Genomic DNA, 18,358 nt, shown 5'->3' on the forward strand with positions numbered 1-18,358 from the left:
GGGCATGTTCCGACCCAAACTGTTGTTCACCAGCCTCGCCGCACTCGCCCTCGGTGCCTGTTCGCCGCAAGACCCACAGGCGGTGACGTCCGCGGCCATCGCCAAGCAGGTGATCCTGCCGACCTACAGCCGCTGGGTCGAGGCCGACCGCCAGCTGGCCAGCAGCGCCCTGGCCTACTGTGAAGGCAAGGCCTCGCTGGAAAGCGCCCGCGCCGACTTCCTCAACGCCCAGAAAGCCTGGGCCGAGCTCCAGCCGCTGCTGGTAGGCCCACTGGCCGAGGGCAACCGCGCCTGGCAGGTACAGTTCTGGCCGGACAAGAAGAACCTGGTGGGCCGCCAGGTCGAGCAACTGGTCGCCGGCGACAAGCCGATCGACGCCGCGGCACTGGGCAAGGCCAGCGTGGTGGTGCGTGGCCTGTCGGCCTACGAATACATCCTGTTCGACAGCAAGCCGGATGTTGCCACCCCGGAACAGAAAGCCCGCTACTGCCCGCTGCTGGTGGCCATCGGCGAACACCAGAAAGCCCTGGCCGAGGAAATCCTCAAGGGCTGGAACAGCACCGACGGCATGCTCTCGCAGATGACCAAGTTCCCCAACCAGCGCTACGCCGACTCCCATGAGGCGATCGCCGACCTGCTGCGTGCCCAGGTCACGGCCCTGGACACCCTGAAGAAGAAGCTCGGTGCCCCCATGGGTCGCCAGAGCAAAGGCATCGCGCAGCCGCTGCAGGCCGAAGCCTGGCGCAGCAGCTCCTCGCTCAAGAGCCTGGAAGCCAGCCTCAAGGCCGCCCAGGCGGTATGGGTAGGGGTCGACAACCAGGGCCTGCGCGGCCTGTTGGGCAAAGACCAGGACGCTCTGGCCGAGAAGATCGACACCGCCTATGCCACGTCGTTGAAACTGCTGGCCGACAACCAGAGGACCCTGGGCGAGCTGCTCGCCGACGACGCTGGCAAGCAGGCCTTGGACAAAATCTACGACAGCCTCAACGTCGTCCACCGCCTGCACGAAGGCGAGCTGGCCAAGGCGTTGAACATCCAGCTGGGCTTCAATGCCAACGACGGTGACTGATCATGTTGCGACGCCAGGCCCTCAAACTCGGTAGCGTGTTGCTCAGCGCCCTGACCCTGGGTGGCTGGAGCCTGCTGCGCAGCAAGGGCAGCGAACCGCTGCTGCTCTCGGCGCGCGATGACGGCGACGGCAAGCATTATGCCGTCGGTTATCGCCTGGACGGCACCCAAGTGTTCGCCACCCAGGTCGCCCAGCGTTGCCACGCCATCATCCACCACCCTGAACGGCCCATCGCCCTGTTCGTCGCCCGCCGCCCCGGCACCGAAAGCTACCTGGTCGACCTGCGTGACGGGCGCCTGTTGCAGACCGTGGCCTCCCAGCCAAACCGGCATTTCTATGGCCATGCGGTGGTCCACAAGGGCGGTGAGTGGCTGTACGCCACCGAGAACGACACCACCGACCCCGGCCGTGGCGTGCTCGGCATCTACCGCTTCGAGGGTGACCGCTTGGTGCACAGCGGCGAGATTTCCACCCACGGCATCGGCCCCCACGAAGTGGCCTGGCTGCCGGACGGCGAGACCCTGGCGGTGGCCAACGGTGGCATCCGCACCGAGGCCGAAAGCCGTGTGGAGATGAATCTCGACGCCATGGAACCGAGCCTGGTGCTGATGCGCCGCGACGGTACCTTGCTGAGCAAGGAGACCCTGGCCCAGCAGATGAACAGCGTGCGCCACCTGGCCATCGGCAGCGATGGCACCATCGCCGCCTGCCAGCAGTTCATGGGCGATGCCGAGGAAACCGCCGAGCTGCTGGCGATCAAGCGCCCTGGCGAGCCGTTCAAGGCCTTCCCGGTGCCGGAGCGGCAACTGCAGTCGATGGCCCAGTACACCGCCAGCGTGGCCATCCACAGCGACCTGCGCCTGGTCGCGCTGACCGCCCCGCGGGCCAACCGCCTGTTCATCTGGGACCTGGACAGCGGCGCCGTGAAGCTGGACGCACCGATGCCCGATTGTGCGGGCGTGGGCGCGGTCAAGGATGGCTTCGTGGTGACTTCCGGCCAGGGGCGTTGCCGCTACTATGATTGCCGCAAGACCGAGCTGGTCGGCCAACCGTTGAACCTGCCGTCCGGGTTCTGGGACAACCACCTGCACCTGGTCTGAGCCATTGGGCTGCTTTGCAGCCCAATGGAATAACCGACCGTCAGGCCGATCCACCCTTCCCCCTCCTCTAGAAAACAGGCAATACTTCCCCCATCCGCACGTGGGCAGGATCGCCCGTTGTCGTGCCATACGAACAACAACCCTTTTCCAAGGAACCGGAACTATGCTGCGCCGCCGCATGCTGATCATGTTGGCCGTGGTCCTGCTGATCGTGCTGGCCCTGGGTGGCATCAAGGCGTTCTCGATCTACCAGCAGGTCCAGATGTTCTCCGCCCCGAAACCGCCGGTGAGCGTGGCTGCGGCCTGGGCCGAACAGCGCCAGTGGCAAGAGCGCCTGCCCGCAGTCGGCAGCCTCACGGCCTTGCAGGGTGTGGACTTGAGCCTGGAGGTGGCGGGCACGGTCAAGTCGCTGCACTTCGAGTCCGGGCAGAAGGTCAAGGCCGGCCAACTGTTGCTGCAACTGGATCACGACCAGGAGACCGCCCTGCTGGGCACCGCGCAGGCCGACCTGGGCCTGGCCAAGGTCGACTTCGGCCGGGGCAGCCAACTGGTCGGCGACTCGGCCATCTCCCGTGGCGAGTTCGACCGCCTCACGGCCCAGTACCGGCGCAACCAGGCGGTGGTCGAGCAACTGAAGGCTTCGCTTGCCAAGAAAAGCATCAGCGCTCCCTTCAGCGGCACCATCGGCATCCGTCAGGTGGATGTGGGCGACTACCTGCCCAGCGGCACTGTCATCGCCACCCTGCAGGACCTCTCCAGCCTCTACGTCGACTTCAACGTGCCCGAACAGGCCCTGCCGCAACTGACGCTCGGCCAGCAGGTACTGGTACAGGTGGCAGCCTACCCGGGCCAGACCTTCCCAGGCAGCATCAGCGCCATCAACCCCAAGGTCGATGAGAGCACCCGCAACCTGCTGGTACGTGCGACCCTGGCCAACCCCGACGGCAAGCTGCTGCCCGGCATGTTCGCCAGCCTGTTGGTGCTGCTGCCCAATCCGCAGCCACAGGTGGTGGTCCCGGAAAGTGCCATCACCTATACCCTCTACGGCAACTCGGTGTATGTCGTGACCCAGAAGAAAGGCAAGGACGGCCAGGTGGAAAAGAACGCCGATGGCCAGCCGCAGCTGATCGCCGAGCAACGCACGGTCAAGACCGGCGAGCGCCGCGATGGCCTGGTGGTGGTGAGCGAAGGGCTCAAGGCTGGCGAGCAGGTGGTGAGCGCAGGCCAGTTGAAGCTGACCCCAGGCGCCGCCATCCGTATCAGTGCCGACAAGGCGCTCGAGCAGGGTGGCCAGGGCGCCTCCGGCGCCGAGTGAGCAGGAGGCAGGCATGGCGTTCACCGACCCGTTCATCCGCCGCCCGGTCCTGGCCAGCGTGGTCAGCCTGCTGATCCTGCTGCTGGGCTTCCAGGCCTGGAGCAAGCTGCAGATCCGCCAGTACCCGCAGATGGAAAACGCCCTGATCACGGTGACCACCGCCTACCCTGGCGCCAATGCCGAGACCATCCAGGGCTACATCACCCAGCCGTTGCAGCAGAGCCTGGCCAGCGCCGACGGCATCGACTACATGACCTCGGTGAGCCGCCAGAACTTCTCGGTGATTTCCGTCTACGCACGTATCGGCGCCGACACCGACCGCCTGTTCACCCAACTGCTGGCCAAGGCCAACGAAGTACGCAACAAGCTGCCCCAGGACGCCGAAGACCCCGTGCTGAGCAAGGAAGCGGCCGACGCCTCGGCCCTGATGTACATCAGCTTCTACAGCCAGCAGATGAGCAACCCACAGATCACCGACTACCTGTCGCGGGTGATCCAGCCCAAGCTGGCCACCCTGCCCGGCATGGCCGAGGCCGAGATCCTTGGCAACCAGGTGTTCGCCATGCGCATCTGGCTCGACCCGGTGAAGCTGGCAGGCTTCGGCCTGGCCGCGAGCGATGTGACCGATGCGGTGCGCCGCTACAACTTCCTCTCTGCCGCAGGCGAGGTCAAAGGCGAGTACGTGGTCACCAGCATCAACGCCACCACCGAGCTGAAGTCCGCCGAGGCCTTCGCCAAGCTACCGGTCAAGACTGCCGGTGACCGGCGCGTGCTGCTGGGCGACGTGGCACGGGTGGAAATGGGCGCGGAAAACTACGACACGGTCAGCTCCTTCGACGGCACGCCTTCGGTCTACATCGGCATCAAGGCCACCCCGGCAGCCAACCCGCTGGAAGTGATCAAGGAAGTGCGGCGCATCATGCCCACCCTGGAGTCGGAGCTGCCCGCCAACCTCAAGGTTTCCATCGCCTACGACGCCACCTTGTTCATTCAGGCGTCCATCGACGAGGTGATCAAGACCCTTGGCGAGGCGGTGCTGATCGTGATCGTGGTGGTGTTCCTGTTCCTGGGGGCCTTGCGGTCGGTGCTGATACCGGTGGTGACCATTCCGCTGTCGATGATCGGTGTGCTGTTCTTCATGCAGATGATGGGGTATTCGCTGAACCTGCTGACCTTGCTGGCCATGGTGCTGGCCATCGGCCTGGTGGTGGATGACGCCATCGTCGTGGTGGAGAACATCCATCGGCACATCGAGGAAGGCAAGACACCGTTCGAGGCCGCCCTGGAAGGCGCACGGGAAATCGCCATGCCGGTGGTGTCGATGACCATCACCCTGGCGGCCGTGTATGCGCCCATCGGCTTTCTCGAAGGCCTGACCGGCGCGTTGTTCAAGGAATTCGCCCTGACCCTGGCGGGCGCCGTAATCATTTCAGGCATCGTCGCCCTGACCCTGTCGCCGATGATGTGCGCCCTGCTGCTGCGCCACGAGCAGAACCCCAGCGGCCTGGCGCATCGTCTGGACGTGCTGTTCGAAGGGCTGAAGGTTCGCTACCAGCGCTTGTTGCACAGCACCCTGGACAGTCGCCCGGTGGTGCTGGTGTTCGCCGTGCTCGTGCTGTGCCTGATCCCGGTGCTGTTGATGTTCACCCATAACGAACTGGCGCCGGACGAAGACCAGGGCGTGATCTTCATGATGAGCAATTCGCCGCAGACAGCCAACCTGGACTACCTCAACGCCTACACCGATGAATTCACACCGCTGTTCAAGACCTTCCCCGAGTACTATTCATCCTTCCAGATCAACGGCTTCAACGGCGTGCAAAGCGGCATCGGCGGCTTTCTCCTGAAGCCCTGGAACGAGCGCGAACGCACCCAGATGGAGCTGCTGCCGCTGGTGCAGGCCAAACTCGAGGAAATCGGCGGCCTGCAGATCTTCGGCTTCAACCTGCCATCGTTGCCCGGTACCGGCGAAGGCCTGCCGTTCCAGTTCGTGATCAACACCGCCGGCGACTATCCGGCGCTGTTGGAGGTGGCCCAACGGGTCAAGGAGCGGGCCCAGGCCTCGGGCAAGTTCGCCTTTCTGGACATTGACCTGGCCTTCGACAAACCGGAGGTGGTGGTGAACATCGACCGGGCCAAGGCCGCGCAGATGGGCGTATCCATGGACGATCTGGGCGGTACCCTGGCGACGCTGCTGGGCGAAGGGGAAATCAACCGCTTCACCCTCGAAGGGCGCAGCTACAAGGTCATCGCCCAGGTCGAGCGGCCCTACCGGGACAACCCCGGCTGGCTGAACAGCTACTACGTGAAGAACGACCAAGGCCAGCTGCTGCCGCTATCGACCCTGATCAGTGTCAGCGACCGCGCCCGGCCGCGCCAGCTCAACCAGTTCCAGCAATTGAACTCGGCGATCATCCAAGGCTTCCCGCTGGTCAGCATCGGCGAGGCGCTGCAGACGGTGCAGGCGATCGCCCGCGAGGAAGCGCCGGAAGGCTTTTCCTTCGACTATGCCGGCGCGGCGCGCCAGTTCGTGCAGGAGGGCAGCGCCTTGTGGGTCACCTTCGGCCTGGCGCTGGCGATCATCTTCCTGGTGCTGGCCGCACAGTTCGAAAGCTTCCGCGACCCGCTGGTGATTCTGGTGACCGTGCCCTTGTCGATCTGCGGCGCGCTGTTGCCGTTGTTCCTGGGGGTCTCCAGCATGAATATCTATACCCAGGTGGGCCTGGTGACGCTGATCGGGCTGATCAGCAAGCATGGCATCCTGATCGTCGAGTTCGCCAACCAGTTGCGTGAGGAAAAGGGGTTGGGCGTGCGCGAAGCGATCGAAGAGGCAGCCGCCATTCGCCTGCGCCCGGTGCTGATGACCACCGCGGCCATGGTGTTCGGCATGGTGCCACTGATTCTCGCCACCGGGGCCGGGGCGGTCAGCCGGTTCGATATCGGCATGGTGATCGCTACGGGGATGTCGATCGGGACCTTATTCACATTGTTCGTGTTGCCGTGCATCTACACACTGTTGGCACACAGGACAGCGGTACACGCCTGACTACCTGCTTTGGCCCCAATCGCCGGCAAGCCGGCTCCCACAACATGACACTGCTCCTGAGCGGGACGCTATACCTGTGGGAGATTCTGGAGCCCATCGCAGGCTGCCGCCAGCTCCCACCGAGATTGCGCCGCTCTCAAGACTTGCGAACTACCTGTGGGAGCCGGCTTGCCGGCGATCGGGCCGGAATGAAAACGCCAGGGGCCCTTCATGGACCCCTGGCGTTTTCAACCATCACGCGCTCGCTCACCCGAACGGCCGCAGCCCCTGGCGCATGCCGAACAGGAACAACAACAGGTCGTTGTCCGGCTGGACCCTCACCTGCTGCTTCACCTCACGGGGCACCGCGCACAGCCCCCCGACCTCTGCCTTGCTGAACACCGCGGGACGCGGCTCTTCCCAGGCCGCCACCGCCGCGGTGGTCACCGCCAGTGCAGCCAACAGGAACAAAGCTCGAGCGATTTCTAGTTTCATTGCTCTAACCCTTTGACAGCGCTGCCAAACGCCATCTGGTAAAAATAGAGCAGTGTCTGCCAGTGCGCCTCATTGAATGACGAATGGCGCCGCAACTGGCGAAGATCGTTGTAGGCCGCACGTTGGCAGCTGATGCGCCGCCGGCACTTTTCCAGGTCCAGCAGGGCGACTTCGGCCCGGGCCTGTTCACCTTCGCCGACAACTTTGACGAATACGTGCTTGCCATACAGGCAACCATGCTGCCAGTGCCCCAGGTGCATGCGCGCCAGGTTGTCCGCCAGGTCTTTGAGCAGGCGTTCATGCAGCGCTTGCGGGTAACGCTCCACGGCACCCTCGGCATGCCAGGTGTCCAGGTCGACGAAACCGTCCAGGGCCTCGCTCACCAACAGCGCACGCCATTGATGATCGGTACCGCGTTCAGCGCCGGCGAAGACGATACGCGGTACGCGCACGCCCAATCGTTCGAAGCTGTGCAAGGCGTCCAGTTCACGTAATACCGTCGGCCGGCCGAAGGGATGGCGCAGGCTGCGATAGATATGCCCGACCTGGCGCTTGGCATACAGCAACTGCCCACCCGCAGCGGTCAAACGTTGCACGCCACTTTCGCCGCCACGGCGCTGATTGGGTGCTTCGACCCATTCGCCCTGCTGGCTCCAGTAGAACTCGAACTGGGAAGCTGTATTGCCGGCCACTGCCATGAAACCTACCCCTTGCGTAATACGTATACCCGCCACATGGCGTAGAACGGCAGGAAGTCCAGGCGATCCTGGATACGGAAACCTGCTGTCATAAATTCTTCTTCGATTGTATCAACTGGTAACACAAAACGATTCTGGTAACTGCCCTGCTCCGCCTTGGCGCTGCGACGGCGCTCAAGTTTCTTGCGACGCCACGCCTTGAAATTGCCATCGACCCACAGCGAGAGGATCACGCTGTCGCGGCTAACCCGGTGAAACTCCGAGAGAATCGCCTTGCGATGAGCGGCCTCGCCGATGTGATGGAACAGGCGCATGCAGAAGATGTTGTCGACCGCATTGTCCGGCAGTTGGATATCGAAGGCGGAAGTCTGCAAGGGGCGTACCCGTGACACCACGTCTGCCGGCTGCGAGGCACAGGCGGTCTCGATCATCGCCGCGGAGTTGTCGGCGCCGATGATCACTCGATTGGTTTTTTCCGCCAGCAGCGGCCAGAAGCGGCCGGCACCGCATGGCAGGTCCAGCACCAGCCCCGGCTCCCCGGCCAAGGCCAGGGCACGGCGCGCCAATTGCTCGTCGCGTTGGTGCGAGAGGCGACGCGCCAGGCCGTCCTGGTGCTTGAGGAAGTACTCCTGGGCGTGCTGCCGGTCGTACTTCTCGGAAAATTCGAGTTTGATGGGGCTACGCATGGTGCTCTCCTGACTCCAAGTGCGCTCACTCTAGGGCGCCAAGCGTTGGAATCAGGTCATGCGAATGTGAAAATTACGTCAGCCCTGCAACAGGATATTTCCGAAAAATCAACGGGAAACCGGTATCTGGTCACCGGTTTCGCTATCTTCGGCAGGGGTCTTGCCCTGGCTCAGGTCCACCTGGAAACGGCAGCCATGGGGCTGGGTTGCCGTCAGGGTGACCCGCCAGCCCTGGTCATCGCAGATCCGCTGCACCAGCGACAACCCCAGGCCCAGGCCTTCACCACGACGCTCGTCACCACGCACGAAGGGGCGGAACATGGCTTCGCGCTGTTCTTCCGGGATACCCACGCCGCTGTCCTCGACACTGAAGCCGGCGGGCTCCAGGCTCAGACGTATGTAACCGCTGTCGGTGTAATGGGCAGCGTTACGTAGCAGGTTGCCCATCACCGATTGCAGGAACGTGGCGTTATAGAGCACCCGACCGGCGCTGATGCGGCCGTCGTAGTAGAGCGTCAGCCCCTTCTGCTCGATGGTGTCGCGCCACACACCGATCAAGTCGTCGGCCACCTCGCTCAAGGTCGCCTGGGAAGCTACCGCGCCTTCGTCGCGCTGGGCCCGGGCGAGCATCAGGAAGGTCTTGACCAACTCGCGCATTTCCTCGGTCGCCCGGGCGATGCGCTCCACCTGGCTGCGCGAACGGCTGTCGAGGTTCGGGTTCTCCATCAGCAATTCGCAGGAGGTGGCCAGCACCATCAAGGGCGTACGCAGTTCATGGCTCACGTCACTGGTGAACAGCCGCTCGCGGGTCAGGGCATCGCGCAGGCGGCCCAAGGTATCGTCGAAGGCCACCGCCAGCTGGCCGACTTCGTCCGCAGCGTAATCGGGGGCCAAGGGCGGCGCCAGGCCCAGTAACTGGTCACGATGGCGCACCTGTCGGGCCAGGCGGATGACCGGCGCCATCACGCGCCTGGCCAGCAACCAGCCAAGGGTCACGGCCAGCACCAGGCTGAGCATGAACCCTACGACCACGACGGCGAACAGCACCCGCTCGCGCTCTTCGAAGTCGCTCTGGTCCTGCAGCAGTACGTAATGGCGACCGTCGACGATCTCCACCATGGCGTGGTAGGACAGCTGGTCGCGGAACACTTCGTGGAAACCCGGCTTCAGATGGCGCAGGTCCTTGGGCAATTCGAAATCGTCGCGGCCTCCGCTGAAGTAGAACAGCTGGTCAGGGCGCGGTCGATGGCTCCAGTCACTGATACTGTCCATACGCAGCAAGCGCTGCAGGTCCCCACCGAGCACGGCGGAAATCAGCCGCTCCTCGACCAGGTGCACGGTGGCGACGATACCGAAGGCGAAGGCGCCGGCCACCAGCGCACTCATCAGCGCGAAAGCAATGATGATGCGCTGGGCAAGGCTCTGCTTAAACTCCATCACGGCCCTCGGCGAGGCGATAGCCGACGCCATGGACGGTATGCAGCAGCGGTTTTTCGAACGGCTTGTCGATCACCTGACGCAGTTGGTGGACATGGCTGCGCAGGCTGTCGCTGTCGGGGCAGTCGTCGCCCCACAAGGCTTCTTCGAGCACCTCGCGGCGCAGCACATGGGGGCTCTTCTGCATCAGCACGGCGAGCAGCTTGAGGCCGACCGGGTTGAGCTTGAGCAGGCGCCCCTGGCGGGTGACCTCCAGGGTATCGAGGTCATAGCTCAGGTCCGCGACTTGCAGGGTACGGCGGCCGCCCCCCTGGGAGCGGCGTAGCACCGCCTCGATGCGCGCCGCCAGCTCCGACAGGGCGAACGGCTTGAGCAGGTAGTCATCGGCACCGGAGCGAAAGCCCTGCAGGCGGTCATCGAGCTGATCGCGGGCGGTCAGCATGATCACCGGGGTATCGCGGCGGGCATCCTCGCGCAGGCGCTTGCACAGGGTATAGCCGTCGATGCCCGGCAGCATGATGTCGAGCACGATCAGGTCGTAATGCTCAGTGGCGGCCAGGTGCAACCCGGACAAGCCATCCTGGGCGCAGTCGACGGTGTAGCCTTTCATGCCCAGGTAGTCGGCCAGGTTGGCGAGGATATCGCGGTTGTCTTCAACCAGTAGAATGCGCATCGGGGTCTCCTGTGCGGCGCTTTCGCTCTGCGCGGCAGGCGCAGCTTAAGGCCATCGTCCGCGCGGCGCCAGTCTTGGGCATCGATCCAGGAGGCTGACGGATTTTTCACCCATCCTTCACGAACCCAGCATAGCGGCAAGCCGACAATGGCCGGCATTTATCGCCCCTGGAGCCGTCATGCAGCAACATCCCCGCCCCCGCCCACTCAACCTGTGGTTGTACCTGGGCATCCCACTGGCTACCGCCGTGGCCTTGATCCTGTTGGAATGGACGTCCCTGGACATGGATGTGGCCAAGCTGGCTTTCGACCCGGTCGCCGGCCAGTTCATCGGCCGTCACAGCTACCTGTTGGAGAACATCCTGCACGACCGGGTCAAGCAGGTGGTCATCGGCCTGGGCCTGTTGTCGATCGTCGCCTTCGTGGCCAGCTGCTTCTGGTCACGGCTGTTCGGGTGGCGTCGCGAGCTGGGCTGTCTGGTATTGTCGCTGGCGTTGTCCACTGCCTTCGTCACCCCGCTCAAGGCCGCGACCGAGGTGCAGTGCCCGTGGAGCCTGAGCCAATTCGGCGGCAAGGAGACCTACAGCAAACTGCTTGAACACCGCCCGGCCACCGACAAGCCCGGGCGCTGCTGGCCTGGCGGCCATGCGGCGACCGGTTTCAGCCTGTTCGCCCTGTTCTTCGTCCTGCGCGACCGGCGCCCACGCCTGGCGCGCGCCGCCTTCATGCTGGCGTTCACCACCGGTACGGTACTGTCGATCGGGCGCATGCTGCAGGGCGCGCATTTCTTGTCGCACAACCTGTGGACAGCGGTGTTCTGCTGGATGATCGGGCTGGGGTGCTATTACCTGGTGCTGTATCGCCGGGGAACAGTGACGGTGCCCGAAGCACAAGGTAGCGTTGCCTGAATGAACGGGGGCGCTTTGCGCCCCTTTCGCGGCACAAGGCCGCTCCTACAAAAAAGCGTGACCACGTAGCCGCGAAAGGGCCGCAAAGCGGCCCTCTGCTGTAACAAAAAAGCCCCGCACTAGGCGGGGCTTTCTTGTTACAGCAGAGGGTAAGGCTGGCTTACATCATGCCGCCCATGCCACCCATGCCGCCCATGTCTGGCATGCCGCCAGCTGCTGGCTTGTCTTCCGGCAGGTCGGCAACCATCGCTTCGGTGGTGATCATCAGACCGCCGATCGAAGCTGCGGCTTGCAGGGCCGAACGGGTGACCTTGGCTGGGTCCAGGATACCCATCTCGATCATGTCGCCGTATTCGCCGGTAGCGGCGTTGTAGCCGTAGTTGCCCGAACCTTGCTTGACCTTGTCAGCGACAACGCTTGGCTCGTCGCCGGCGTTGGCAGTGATCTGACGCAGCGGAGCTTCGACCGAGCGACGCAGCAGCGCGATACCAACGTTCTGGTCTTCGTTCTCGCCCTTGAGGTCGGCAACGGCTTGCAGGGCACGCACCAGGGCAACACCACCGCCAGGCACCACGCCTTCTTCGACGGCTGCACGGGTAGCGTGCAGGGCGTCTTCGACGCGAGCCTTCTTCTCTTTCATCTCGACTTCGGTGCCAGCACCGACCTTGATCACGGCAACACCGCCAGCCAGCTTGGCCAGACGCTCTTGCAGCTTCTCACGGTCGTAGTCCGAGGAAGTCTCTTCGATCTGGGCACGGATCTGCTTGACGCGTGCTTCGATGTCGGCGTCGGAACCGGCGCCATCGATGATGGTGGTGTTTTCCTTGGACAGGATCACGCGCTTGGCGTTACCCAGGTGCTCCAGGGTGGTGGTTTCCAGGGTCAGGCCGATTTCCTCGGAGATGACCTGGCCGCCGGTCAGGGTGGCGATGTCCTGCAGCATGGCCTTGCGGCGGTCGCCGAAGCCAGGTGCCTTGACAGCAGCGACCTTGACGATGCCGCGCATGTTGTTGACCACCAGGGTGGCCAGGGCTTCGCCTTCGACGTCCTCGGCAACGATCAGCAGCGGACGGCCGGCCTTGGCAACGGCTTCCAGAACAGGCAGCAGCTCGCGGATGTTGGAGATCTTCTTGTCGACCAGCAGCAGCAGCGGGCTTTCCAGCTCGGCAACCATGGTGTCCGGCTTGTTGATGAAGTACGGCGACAGGTAGCCACGGTCGAACTGCATGCCCTCAACGACGGACAGTTCGTTTTCCAGGCCCGAGCCTTCTTCAACGGTGATCACGCCTTCTTTACCGACCTTTTCCATGGCTTCGGCGATGATCTCACCGATGGAGGTGTCGGAGTTGGCGGAGATGGTACCTACCTGGGCGATGGCCTTGGAGTCGGCGCATGGCTTGGACAGGTTCTTCAGCTCGGCGACGATGGCGGCGGTGGCCTTGTCGATACCGCGCTTGAGGTCCATCGGGTTCATGCCGGCAGCAACGGCCTTCAGGCCTTCGTTGACGATGGCCTGGGCCAGGACGGTAGCGGTGGTGGTGCCGTCACCGGCAGCGTCGTTGGCCTTGGAAGCGACTTCCTTGACCAGCTGGGCGCCCATGTTCTCGAAGGCGTCCTTCAGCTCGATTTCCTTGGCGACGGAAACGCCGTCCTTGGTGATGGTCGGCGCGCCGAAGCTCTTGGCCAGGACCACGTTGCGGCCTTTCGGGCCCAGGGTCGCTTTGACGGCGTCAGCCAGAACGTTGACACCAACCAGCATTTTCTTACGAGCGGAATCGCCGAATTTTACGTCTTTAGCAGCCATGATCGTTTATTCCTTGAAAATCTTTGGAGTAACGGGAAGTCGGGGAAATCAGCCTTCGATGACGGCCAGGATTTCGTTTTCAGCCATGACCAGCAGGTCTTCGCCATCGACTTTCACGGTGTTGCTGCCCGAGTAGGGGCCGAAAACCACTTTGTCACCCACTTTCACGGCCAGCGCGCGTACTTCGCCGTTTTCCAGGATGCGACCGGTGCCGACGGCGACGACTTCGCCGCGGTTTGGTTTTTCAGCGGCCGAACCCGGCAGGACGATACCGCCAGCGGTTTTCGATTCTTCTTCGCTGCGACGGATGACGACGCGGTCATGCAGAGGACGAAGCTTCATTGTCGATCTCTCCCAAATTGTGGTTTTCATCGGCCGGTGTCGATACCGGCGGGTTGATACGGTCCGGCGTTGCCGGTCGGGGCTCGCCCGGGCGAACCCCGTATATATGTCTGGTGTTGCCACCAGAAACCTTGCGGTGACCCATACATGTGGTCGGCGAAATCAATTACAAGGCTTGGTACGTAAAAATTTTTTTCAGGCAAAAAAACTGGGCCGCTTCGCCCCCCCTTCCTGGCACAAAGCCACGGAAGGGGCGCGAAGCGGCCCCAGCGATATTACTTGTCGCGGCGCTCGTACTCGCCCTCGATCACATTCGGGCGATGACCACCGTCACGCGGCTGCGCCTGGAACGGGTCGTCCTGGAAGGCGCGTTGGCGCATGGCCTGGGCTTCGGCACGCTGGCGCATCTTGCGTGCGGCCAGGTGGCGGGTGAACGGCAACAGGCACAGCAGGCCCAGCACGTCGCTGATGAAACCGGGCAACAACAGCAGGCCGCCAGCGACGGCCAGCATCATGCCCTGGAACATGTCCTCGGCGGGCAGTTCGCCGCGCTGCAGGCTTTCACGGGCACGCAGGGCGGTCGCGAGGCCTGCCACGCGCATCACCAGCACACCCAGGGCGGAACCGGCGATGATCAACAGCAGCGCCGGGAAGAAACCGATGGCGGCGCTGACCTTGACGAAGACGAACAGCTCCAGCACCGGAAAAATCAGGAACAGCAGTAGAAAAGCACGCATTCAAGGGATCCTCGGCGGAAGAAAACCTTCCAATAAGACCATCAGATGGATGCGTGTGTGCCTGTTTTCAACCCTCGACCTTCGCCGCAACCGGCCATTGGTCGGCGCGAGCCAGTAAAACCAAGGCTTCGCGAACCTGTATCGGCGTATTGCAAACAGTGGGAAACGCCAGCCAGTGGATGCCCTGACCGATTCGCAGGTGCATGCCCTCGCTGTCGATGCCCACCAGTTGCGCCGGCGCCGTGCGCGGCAGGTTGGTGAGCTCGACGTAGTGGGCGATGGCATTGGCATGGTCGTTGTTCATGTGCTCGACCATGCTCGCCTCGACTTGGCCGGCGAAGGGGTTGGCCAGGGTCACCTGGTCGAGCCAGTGGATCGCGCCGAAGCCGCCGATGTAGCGGTGACGTACAGGCTCCAGTACCCAGAAATCGAAGTCGTGCGCCTTGTGGTAGTTCGCCGCATCGGGGAAGTAGCGGTAGTAGCGCTCGGCCGCCGCCTCGATGGCGGCTTCGTCGGTGAGCTTGCGGGCCTGCGCCATGATCGTCAGCCGCCCCACGGCCTGGACATCCTCGGCATCGCGCTCGCCTACCAGTAGCGAACACTTAGCGTCCTTCTGCAGGTTATGGGTGTGCTGGGCGATACGGCTGATCAGGATCAGCGGGTGTCCATCGCCGTCCAGGCAGTACGGCACCACCGAACCAAAGGGGAAACCGGGCATGGACTTGGAATGGGTCGAAAGGACGCCACGGTATTCCTTGAGCAGCAGTTCCCGGGCGGGGCGGATGGCATTGTTACTCACGAAGCGCGCTCCTGGGCGGCGGACTGGATGCGGACAAGATAAGCACTATCACTGCCCACTGCCAATCGCCGCCTTGTCACACCCGTTGCAGGCGCGAGTCACCTTGCGCCCTACCAGGTCACCCCGAAGCCGGCCGTGTAACGGGTCTTGTCCAGGTCGCTGTCCCGGGTTCCGCTGATGATGTCCTTCTCCGCCTTGAGGTTGAGCGAGGCCCATTCGGTGACCTTGTAGCGCAGGCCCGCCTCGGCATCCAGCGAGTAATCGGCCACGCCACCCAGAGGCTTGCCGAATTCGCCATTGGTGAAGATCTCGACGCTCTTGCCGATCAGGTAGCGGTTGTAGTCCCACTTCAGCGCCGCGGAATAGAAATTGTCCTTGCCACCGTCCCGGTATTCGAAATCGGTGCGGTTGATCAGCGAACCGAGGGAGAACGCCCCCAGCTCGTCGTCCCAGAACTGGTAGCCCGGGCCTGTACCGACGGTACGCTGGCGCGCCAAGTCCTCGATGTGGTCGCGCTTGTATTCCATGCGCCCCTGCCAGAACCACTGGTCGGTGATGAAACGGTCCAGGGCGTATTCGGCGCTCCAGTTGTTGGTGGTGGTGACGTCGTCCTTGGTCTCACGGTTGTATTCGCCTTCGGCATTGTGCCGCCAGCGACCATGGCGCGCGGTGGTCTTGAAGCTGACGTCGTAGTCGTCGGTATCGTTCTCGGCGCGCTTGTAGTCCATGGCCACATCGACGTTGCCCTTCCACAGGAAGTCCTCGACCAATGGCTTGGGCTTCATGATCTGTTCGATGCTCGCCAGGTCCACGGTCTTGGGCGCCTCGCCATTGGCCAGGGTCACCTTGCCCGGTTCGGCAGCCTTGAGCGACTTGGTCTTCTCGCCGTTGTAGGCGTCCTGCTTGACCAGCAGTGCCTGGTCGCTTTCCAGGGTCTGCACTTCTTTCCAGTCCAGGGCGATGGAACCGCCATACGGGGTTTCCAGCAACAACTTGCCGCCATCGAAGACCTTGATCTTGCCGCTGAGCCTGTCGCCGTTCTTCATCCACACGGTGTCGGCGAGCGCCGGCGCGCAGAGTGAAGCGGCAAGGATGCATAGCAGGGTTCTAGAATACATAAGCTGACTACGGGTTCGATTTACCAAAAAAAGCCGGGCATTATCCAGATCACCACGACCAGAGCAAGGACAGACCCAGACCATGCCGTTGAGTTCAACTCTCATTTACCCCGACCGCCGGTCCGCTTTCATCCACAGGCCAGGGCTGCAGTGATGCCGGCGCCCCTTCCTGGGCCAGCGGAAGATGCCGAGGGCCGACGAATGGCGCTTTACTCGGTGCTTGGCCAGATTCCGCCCGGCAAGGTCGTCAGCTATGGCCAGCTGGCCGAGCTGGCCGGCCTGGGGCGCGCAGCCCGCTGGGTCGGGCGCACGCTCGGGCAACTCCCGGTGGACACCCGCCTGCCCTGGCACCGGGTGCTGGGTGCAGGCGGCCGCCTGAGCCTGGCGCTGGGCACGCCATCGGGGGATGAACAGCGTGCTCGTCTGCGTGCAGAAGGCGTTGCAGTCGTGAACAATCGCGTCGATATGTCGCGTCATGGCTGGCGTCCGATGGAGCACAGCGGTTAGAGTGCGCGCTTTGTTTTCGCAAATGTTGAGGCAGATGTTGGCCCATGCCCCGTAAAACCTGGCGCGCTGCGCTCGCTGCCTATGCCAGCCCGTCGACCTTGGTGCTTTTGCTGCTTGGATTCGCTGCCGGCCTGCCCTACATGCTGGTGTTTTCGACGCTTTCCGTGTGGCTTCGGGAAGCAGGCGTAGCACGCGAGACCATCGGCTATGCCAGCCTGATCGGCCTTGCCTACGCGTTCAAATGGGTCTGGTCGCCGCTACTGGACCAATGGCGCCTGCCGGTGCTCGGTCGCCTTGGCCGGCGCCGCTCCTGGCTGTTGCTGTCGCAGGCCCTGGTCGTGGTCGGCCTGGTCGGCATGGGCTTGTGCGATCCACAGAAACACCTGTCCTGGCTGATCGCCCTGGCCGTGCTGGTGGCTTTCGCCTCGGCGACCCAGGACATCGCCGTGGATGCCTACCGCCTGGAAATCGCCGATGACCAGCGCCAGGCCGCCCTGGCTGCCAGCTACATGGCCGGCTACCGTGTCGCGGCCCTGCTCGCCACGGCCGGTGCGCTGTTCTTCGCCGAATGGTTCGGCTCCACCGGTTTCAGCTACCTGCACAAGGCCTGGACCGGCACCTATGTGCTGTTCGGCGTACTGATGCTACCTGCGGTGTTCACCACCCTGGTGATGCGCGAGCCGCCCGTGCCGATGCGTACCCAGCTGTCGGCTGCGCGCTACGGCCTGGTCCACCAGCTGGCGTCGGTGTTCGTGCTGATCATTCTGCTGGTGTCGGTGCCGGCGAGCTTCACGCAGATGTTCAATACCGGCTGGTCCAGCGTGATTGCTGGTGATGCGACCATGCTCGACCTGCTGCTCGAGGATCGTGCCTTCCTGCGCCTGATCCTCTATGTGCTGCTGACCTGGGCTTGCCTGTCGTCCCTGGGCCGAAGAGGCCTGGCACCGGTGTTGACGCCGGTCAACGACTTCATCCTGCGTTATCGCTGGCAGGCGTTGCTGCTGCTCGGGCTGATCGCTACCTATCGCATGTCCGATACGGTGATGGGCGTGATGGCCAACGTGTTCTACATCGATCAAGGCTTCACCAAGGACCAGATCGCCAGCGTCAGCAAGATCTTCGGATTGATCATGACATTGGTCGGTGCCGGGGCCGGCGGCCTGCTGATCGTACGCTTCGGCATCCTGCCGATCCTGTTCATCGGTGGTGCAGCCTCGGCGGCGACCAACATCCTGTTCCTGATGCTGGCCGACATGGGCCCGAACCTGGAAATGCTGGTGGTCACCATCTCCCTCGACAACTTCAGCTCGGGCCTTGCCACCTCGGCATTCGTGGCCTACCTGTCGAGCCTGACCAACCTGAAGTTCTCGGCCACCCAGTACGCACTGCTCAGCTCGATCATGCTGCTGCTACCGCGTCTGATCGGCGGTTACTCAGGGGTGCTGGTGGAGAAGTTCGGCTACCACGATTTCTTCCTGATCACGGCCCTGCTGGGCGTACCGACGCTGATCCTGATCGCCCTGCACTGGCACCAAGAGGCCGGGCGTGGCAAGCCGGCGCCTGTGGACAATTCCGCGGCCGAGCAGCCTTGATGCAGCCCATCGCGGGACAAGCCCGCGCCTACAGAGGGGGTAAGTCCCTGTAGG

The 18,358-nt window shown here is 63.4% G+C and carries 17 protein-coding genes; 7 read left to right on the plus strand and 10 right to left on the minus strand.

The window, feature by feature from the left end; genetic code table 11:
* Window positions 1-4: 4 nt before the first annotated feature.
* The 4 genes from AC1MHZ_RS09785 (at window position 5) to AC1MHZ_RS09800 (ending at window position 6,530) form a co-directional block, all read left to right on the plus strand.
* Window positions 5-1,069, plus strand: a complete 1,065-nt coding sequence (locus AC1MHZ_RS09785; RefSeq protein WP_084855815.1) for an imelysin family protein — start codon at window positions 5-7, stop codon at window positions 1,067-1,069.
* Between the two features lie 2 nt (window positions 1,070-1,071).
* Window positions 1,072-2,169: a DUF1513 domain-containing protein gene (locus AC1MHZ_RS09790; protein ID WP_084855814.1), complete on the plus strand. Its 1,098-nt coding sequence runs from the start codon at window positions 1,072-1,074 to the stop codon at window positions 2,167-2,169.
* 163 nt (window positions 2,170-2,332) lie between these two features.
* Window positions 2,333-3,484, plus strand: coding sequence for an efflux RND transporter periplasmic adaptor subunit (locus AC1MHZ_RS09795; RefSeq protein ID WP_084855813.1), 1,152 nt, complete (start codon window positions 2,333-2,335; stop codon window positions 3,482-3,484).
* 13 nt (window positions 3,485-3,497) lie between these two features.
* A complete protein-coding gene (locus tag AC1MHZ_RS09800; RefSeq protein WP_324813599.1) occupies window positions 3,498-6,530 on the plus strand; it encodes a multidrug efflux RND transporter permease subunit in 3,033 nt (1,010 codons plus the stop codon).
* Window positions 6,531-6,776: 246 nt separating this feature from the next.
* Here AC1MHZ_RS09800 and AC1MHZ_RS09805 read toward each other — a convergent pair whose 3' ends face one another.
* The 5 genes from AC1MHZ_RS09805 to colR form a co-directional block, all read right to left on the minus strand.
* Window positions 6,777-7,004 (minus strand): hypothetical protein, encoded by a 228-nt coding sequence (locus AC1MHZ_RS09805; RefSeq protein WP_084855811.1) that lies wholly within the window; start codon window positions 7,002-7,004, stop codon window positions 6,777-6,779.
* Entirely contained in the window at window positions 7,001-7,702 is a 702-nt protein-coding gene (locus AC1MHZ_RS09810) for a lipopolysaccharide kinase InaA family protein (protein WP_084855810.1), read from the minus strand. Before AC1MHZ_RS09810 ends, AC1MHZ_RS09805 begins: the two co-directional genes overlap by 4 nt.
* Window positions 7,703-7,707: 5 nt before the next feature.
* Window positions 7,708-8,388: a class I SAM-dependent methyltransferase gene (locus AC1MHZ_RS09815; RefSeq protein ID WP_368829555.1), complete on the minus strand. Its 681-nt coding sequence runs from the start codon at window positions 8,386-8,388 to the stop codon at window positions 7,708-7,710.
* A 108-nt stretch (window positions 8,389-8,496) separates the two neighbouring features.
* Entirely contained in the window at window positions 8,497-9,825 is a 1,329-nt protein-coding gene (locus AC1MHZ_RS09820; protein ID WP_482966301.1) for a sensor histidine kinase, read from the minus strand.
* Complete coding sequence (gene colR / locus AC1MHZ_RS09825) at window positions 9,815-10,498, minus strand: two-component system response regulator ColR (protein ID WP_043213544.1); 684 nt, start codon at window positions 10,496-10,498, stop codon at window positions 9,815-9,817. The genes AC1MHZ_RS09820 and colR overlap by 11 nt, the downstream gene beginning before the upstream one ends.
* A gap of 178 nt (window positions 10,499-10,676) precedes the next feature.
* On the opposite strand from colR, the gene AC1MHZ_RS09830 reads away from it, so the two are divergent.
* Entirely contained in the window at window positions 10,677-11,405 is a 729-nt protein-coding gene (locus tag AC1MHZ_RS09830; protein WP_482966302.1) for a phosphatase PAP2 family protein, read from the plus strand.
* Between the two features lie 160 nt (window positions 11,406-11,565).
* On the opposite strand, the gene groL is transcribed toward AC1MHZ_RS09830, so the two are convergent.
* The 5 genes from groL to AC1MHZ_RS09855 form a co-directional block, all read right to left on the minus strand.
* A complete protein-coding gene (groL, locus tag AC1MHZ_RS09835) occupies window positions 11,566-13,209 on the minus strand; it encodes a chaperonin GroEL (RefSeq protein WP_084855806.1) in 1,644 nt (547 codons plus the stop codon).
* Between the two features lie 48 nt (window positions 13,210-13,257).
* Window positions 13,258-13,551, minus strand: a complete 294-nt coding sequence (locus AC1MHZ_RS09840) for a co-chaperone GroES (protein WP_012274036.1) — start codon at window positions 13,549-13,551, stop codon at window positions 13,258-13,260.
* A gap of 275 nt (window positions 13,552-13,826) precedes the next feature.
* Window positions 13,827-14,288: an FxsA family protein gene (locus AC1MHZ_RS09845; protein ID WP_324813589.1), complete on the minus strand. Its 462-nt coding sequence runs from the start codon at window positions 14,286-14,288 to the stop codon at window positions 13,827-13,829.
* 67 nt (window positions 14,289-14,355) lie between these two features.
* Complete coding sequence (locus AC1MHZ_RS09850) at window positions 14,356-15,087, minus strand: HugZ family pyridoxamine 5'-phosphate oxidase (protein ID WP_084855804.1); 732 nt, start codon at window positions 15,085-15,087, stop codon at window positions 14,356-14,358.
* A gap of 110 nt (window positions 15,088-15,197) precedes the next feature.
* A complete protein-coding gene (locus tag AC1MHZ_RS09855) occupies window positions 15,198-16,205 on the minus strand; it encodes a DUF481 domain-containing protein (protein ID WP_482966303.1) in 1,008 nt (335 codons plus the stop codon).
* A gap of 153 nt (window positions 16,206-16,358) precedes the next feature.
* Here AC1MHZ_RS09855 and AC1MHZ_RS09860 point away from each other — a divergent pair, with 153 nt between their 5' ends.
* Both AC1MHZ_RS09860 and AC1MHZ_RS09865 read left to right on the plus strand, forming a co-directional pair.
* Window positions 16,359-16,712: an MGMT family protein gene (locus AC1MHZ_RS09860; RefSeq protein ID WP_324813581.1), complete on the plus strand. Its 354-nt coding sequence runs from the start codon at window positions 16,359-16,361 to the stop codon at window positions 16,710-16,712.
* A gap of 44 nt (window positions 16,713-16,756) precedes the next feature.
* The gene (locus AC1MHZ_RS09865) at window positions 16,757-18,304 is read left to right on the plus strand and encodes an AmpG family muropeptide MFS transporter (protein WP_084855801.1); all 1,548 of its coding nucleotides are present in this window, start codon (window positions 16,757-16,759) and stop codon (window positions 18,302-18,304) included.
* Window positions 18,305-18,358: the final 54 nt, after the last annotated feature.

It is taken from the genome of Pseudomonas sp. FA-1, from assembly GCF_056856075.1.

What these genes read in the sequence shown, in the direction of transcription:
- AC1MHZ_RS09840 (WP_012274036.1), bottom strand. Translation starts at nt 13,551, where the DNA reads ATGAAGCTTCGTCCTCTGCATGACCGCGTCGTCATCCGTCGCAGCGAA.
- AC1MHZ_RS09785 (WP_084855815.1), top strand. Translation starts at nt 5, where the DNA reads ATGTTCCGACCCAAACTGTTGTTCACCAGCCTCGCCGCACTCGCCCTC.
- AC1MHZ_RS09795 (WP_084855813.1), top strand. Translation starts at nt 2,333, where the DNA reads ATGCTGCGCCGCCGCATGCTGATCATGTTGGCCGTGGTCCTGCTGATC.
- AC1MHZ_RS09815 (WP_368829555.1), bottom strand. Translation starts at nt 8,388, where the DNA reads ATGCGTAGCCCCATCAAACTCGAATTTTCCGAGAAGTACGACCGGCAG.
- AC1MHZ_RS09860 (WP_324813581.1), top strand. Translation starts at nt 16,359, where the DNA reads ATGCCGGCGCCCCTTCCTGGGCCAGCGGAAGATGCCGAGGGCCGACGA.
- AC1MHZ_RS09845 (WP_324813589.1), bottom strand. Translation starts at nt 14,288, where the DNA reads ATGCGTGCTTTTCTACTGCTGTTCCTGATTTTTCCGGTGCTGGAGCTG.
- groL (WP_084855806.1), bottom strand. Translation starts at nt 13,209, where the DNA reads ATGGCTGCTAAAGACGTAAAATTCGGCGATTCCGCTCGTAAGAAAATG.
- AC1MHZ_RS09810 (WP_084855810.1), bottom strand. Translation starts at nt 7,702, where the DNA reads ATGGCAGTGGCCGGCAATACAGCTTCCCAGTTCGAGTTCTACTGGAGC.
- AC1MHZ_RS09855 (WP_482966303.1), bottom strand. Translation starts at nt 16,205, where the DNA reads ATGTATTCTAGAACCCTGCTATGCATCCTTGCCGCTTCACTCTGCGCG.
- AC1MHZ_RS09865 (WP_084855801.1), top strand. Translation starts at nt 16,757, where the DNA reads ATGCCCCGTAAAACCTGGCGCGCTGCGCTCGCTGCCTATGCCAGCCCG.
- colR (WP_043213544.1), bottom strand. Translation starts at nt 10,498, where the DNA reads ATGCGCATTCTACTGGTTGAAGACAACCGCGATATCCTCGCCAACCTG.
- AC1MHZ_RS09805 (WP_084855811.1), bottom strand. Translation starts at nt 7,004, where the DNA reads ATGAAACTAGAAATCGCTCGAGCTTTGTTCCTGTTGGCTGCACTGGCG.
- AC1MHZ_RS09790 (WP_084855814.1), top strand. Translation starts at nt 1,072, where the DNA reads ATGTTGCGACGCCAGGCCCTCAAACTCGGTAGCGTGTTGCTCAGCGCC.
- AC1MHZ_RS09830 (WP_482966302.1), top strand. Translation starts at nt 10,677, where the DNA reads ATGCAGCAACATCCCCGCCCCCGCCCACTCAACCTGTGGTTGTACCTG.
- AC1MHZ_RS09800 (WP_324813599.1), top strand. Translation starts at nt 3,498, where the DNA reads ATGGCGTTCACCGACCCGTTCATCCGCCGCCCGGTCCTGGCCAGCGTG.
- AC1MHZ_RS09820 (WP_482966301.1), bottom strand. Translation starts at nt 9,825, where the DNA reads ATGGAGTTTAAGCAGAGCCTTGCCCAGCGCATCATCATTGCTTTCGCG.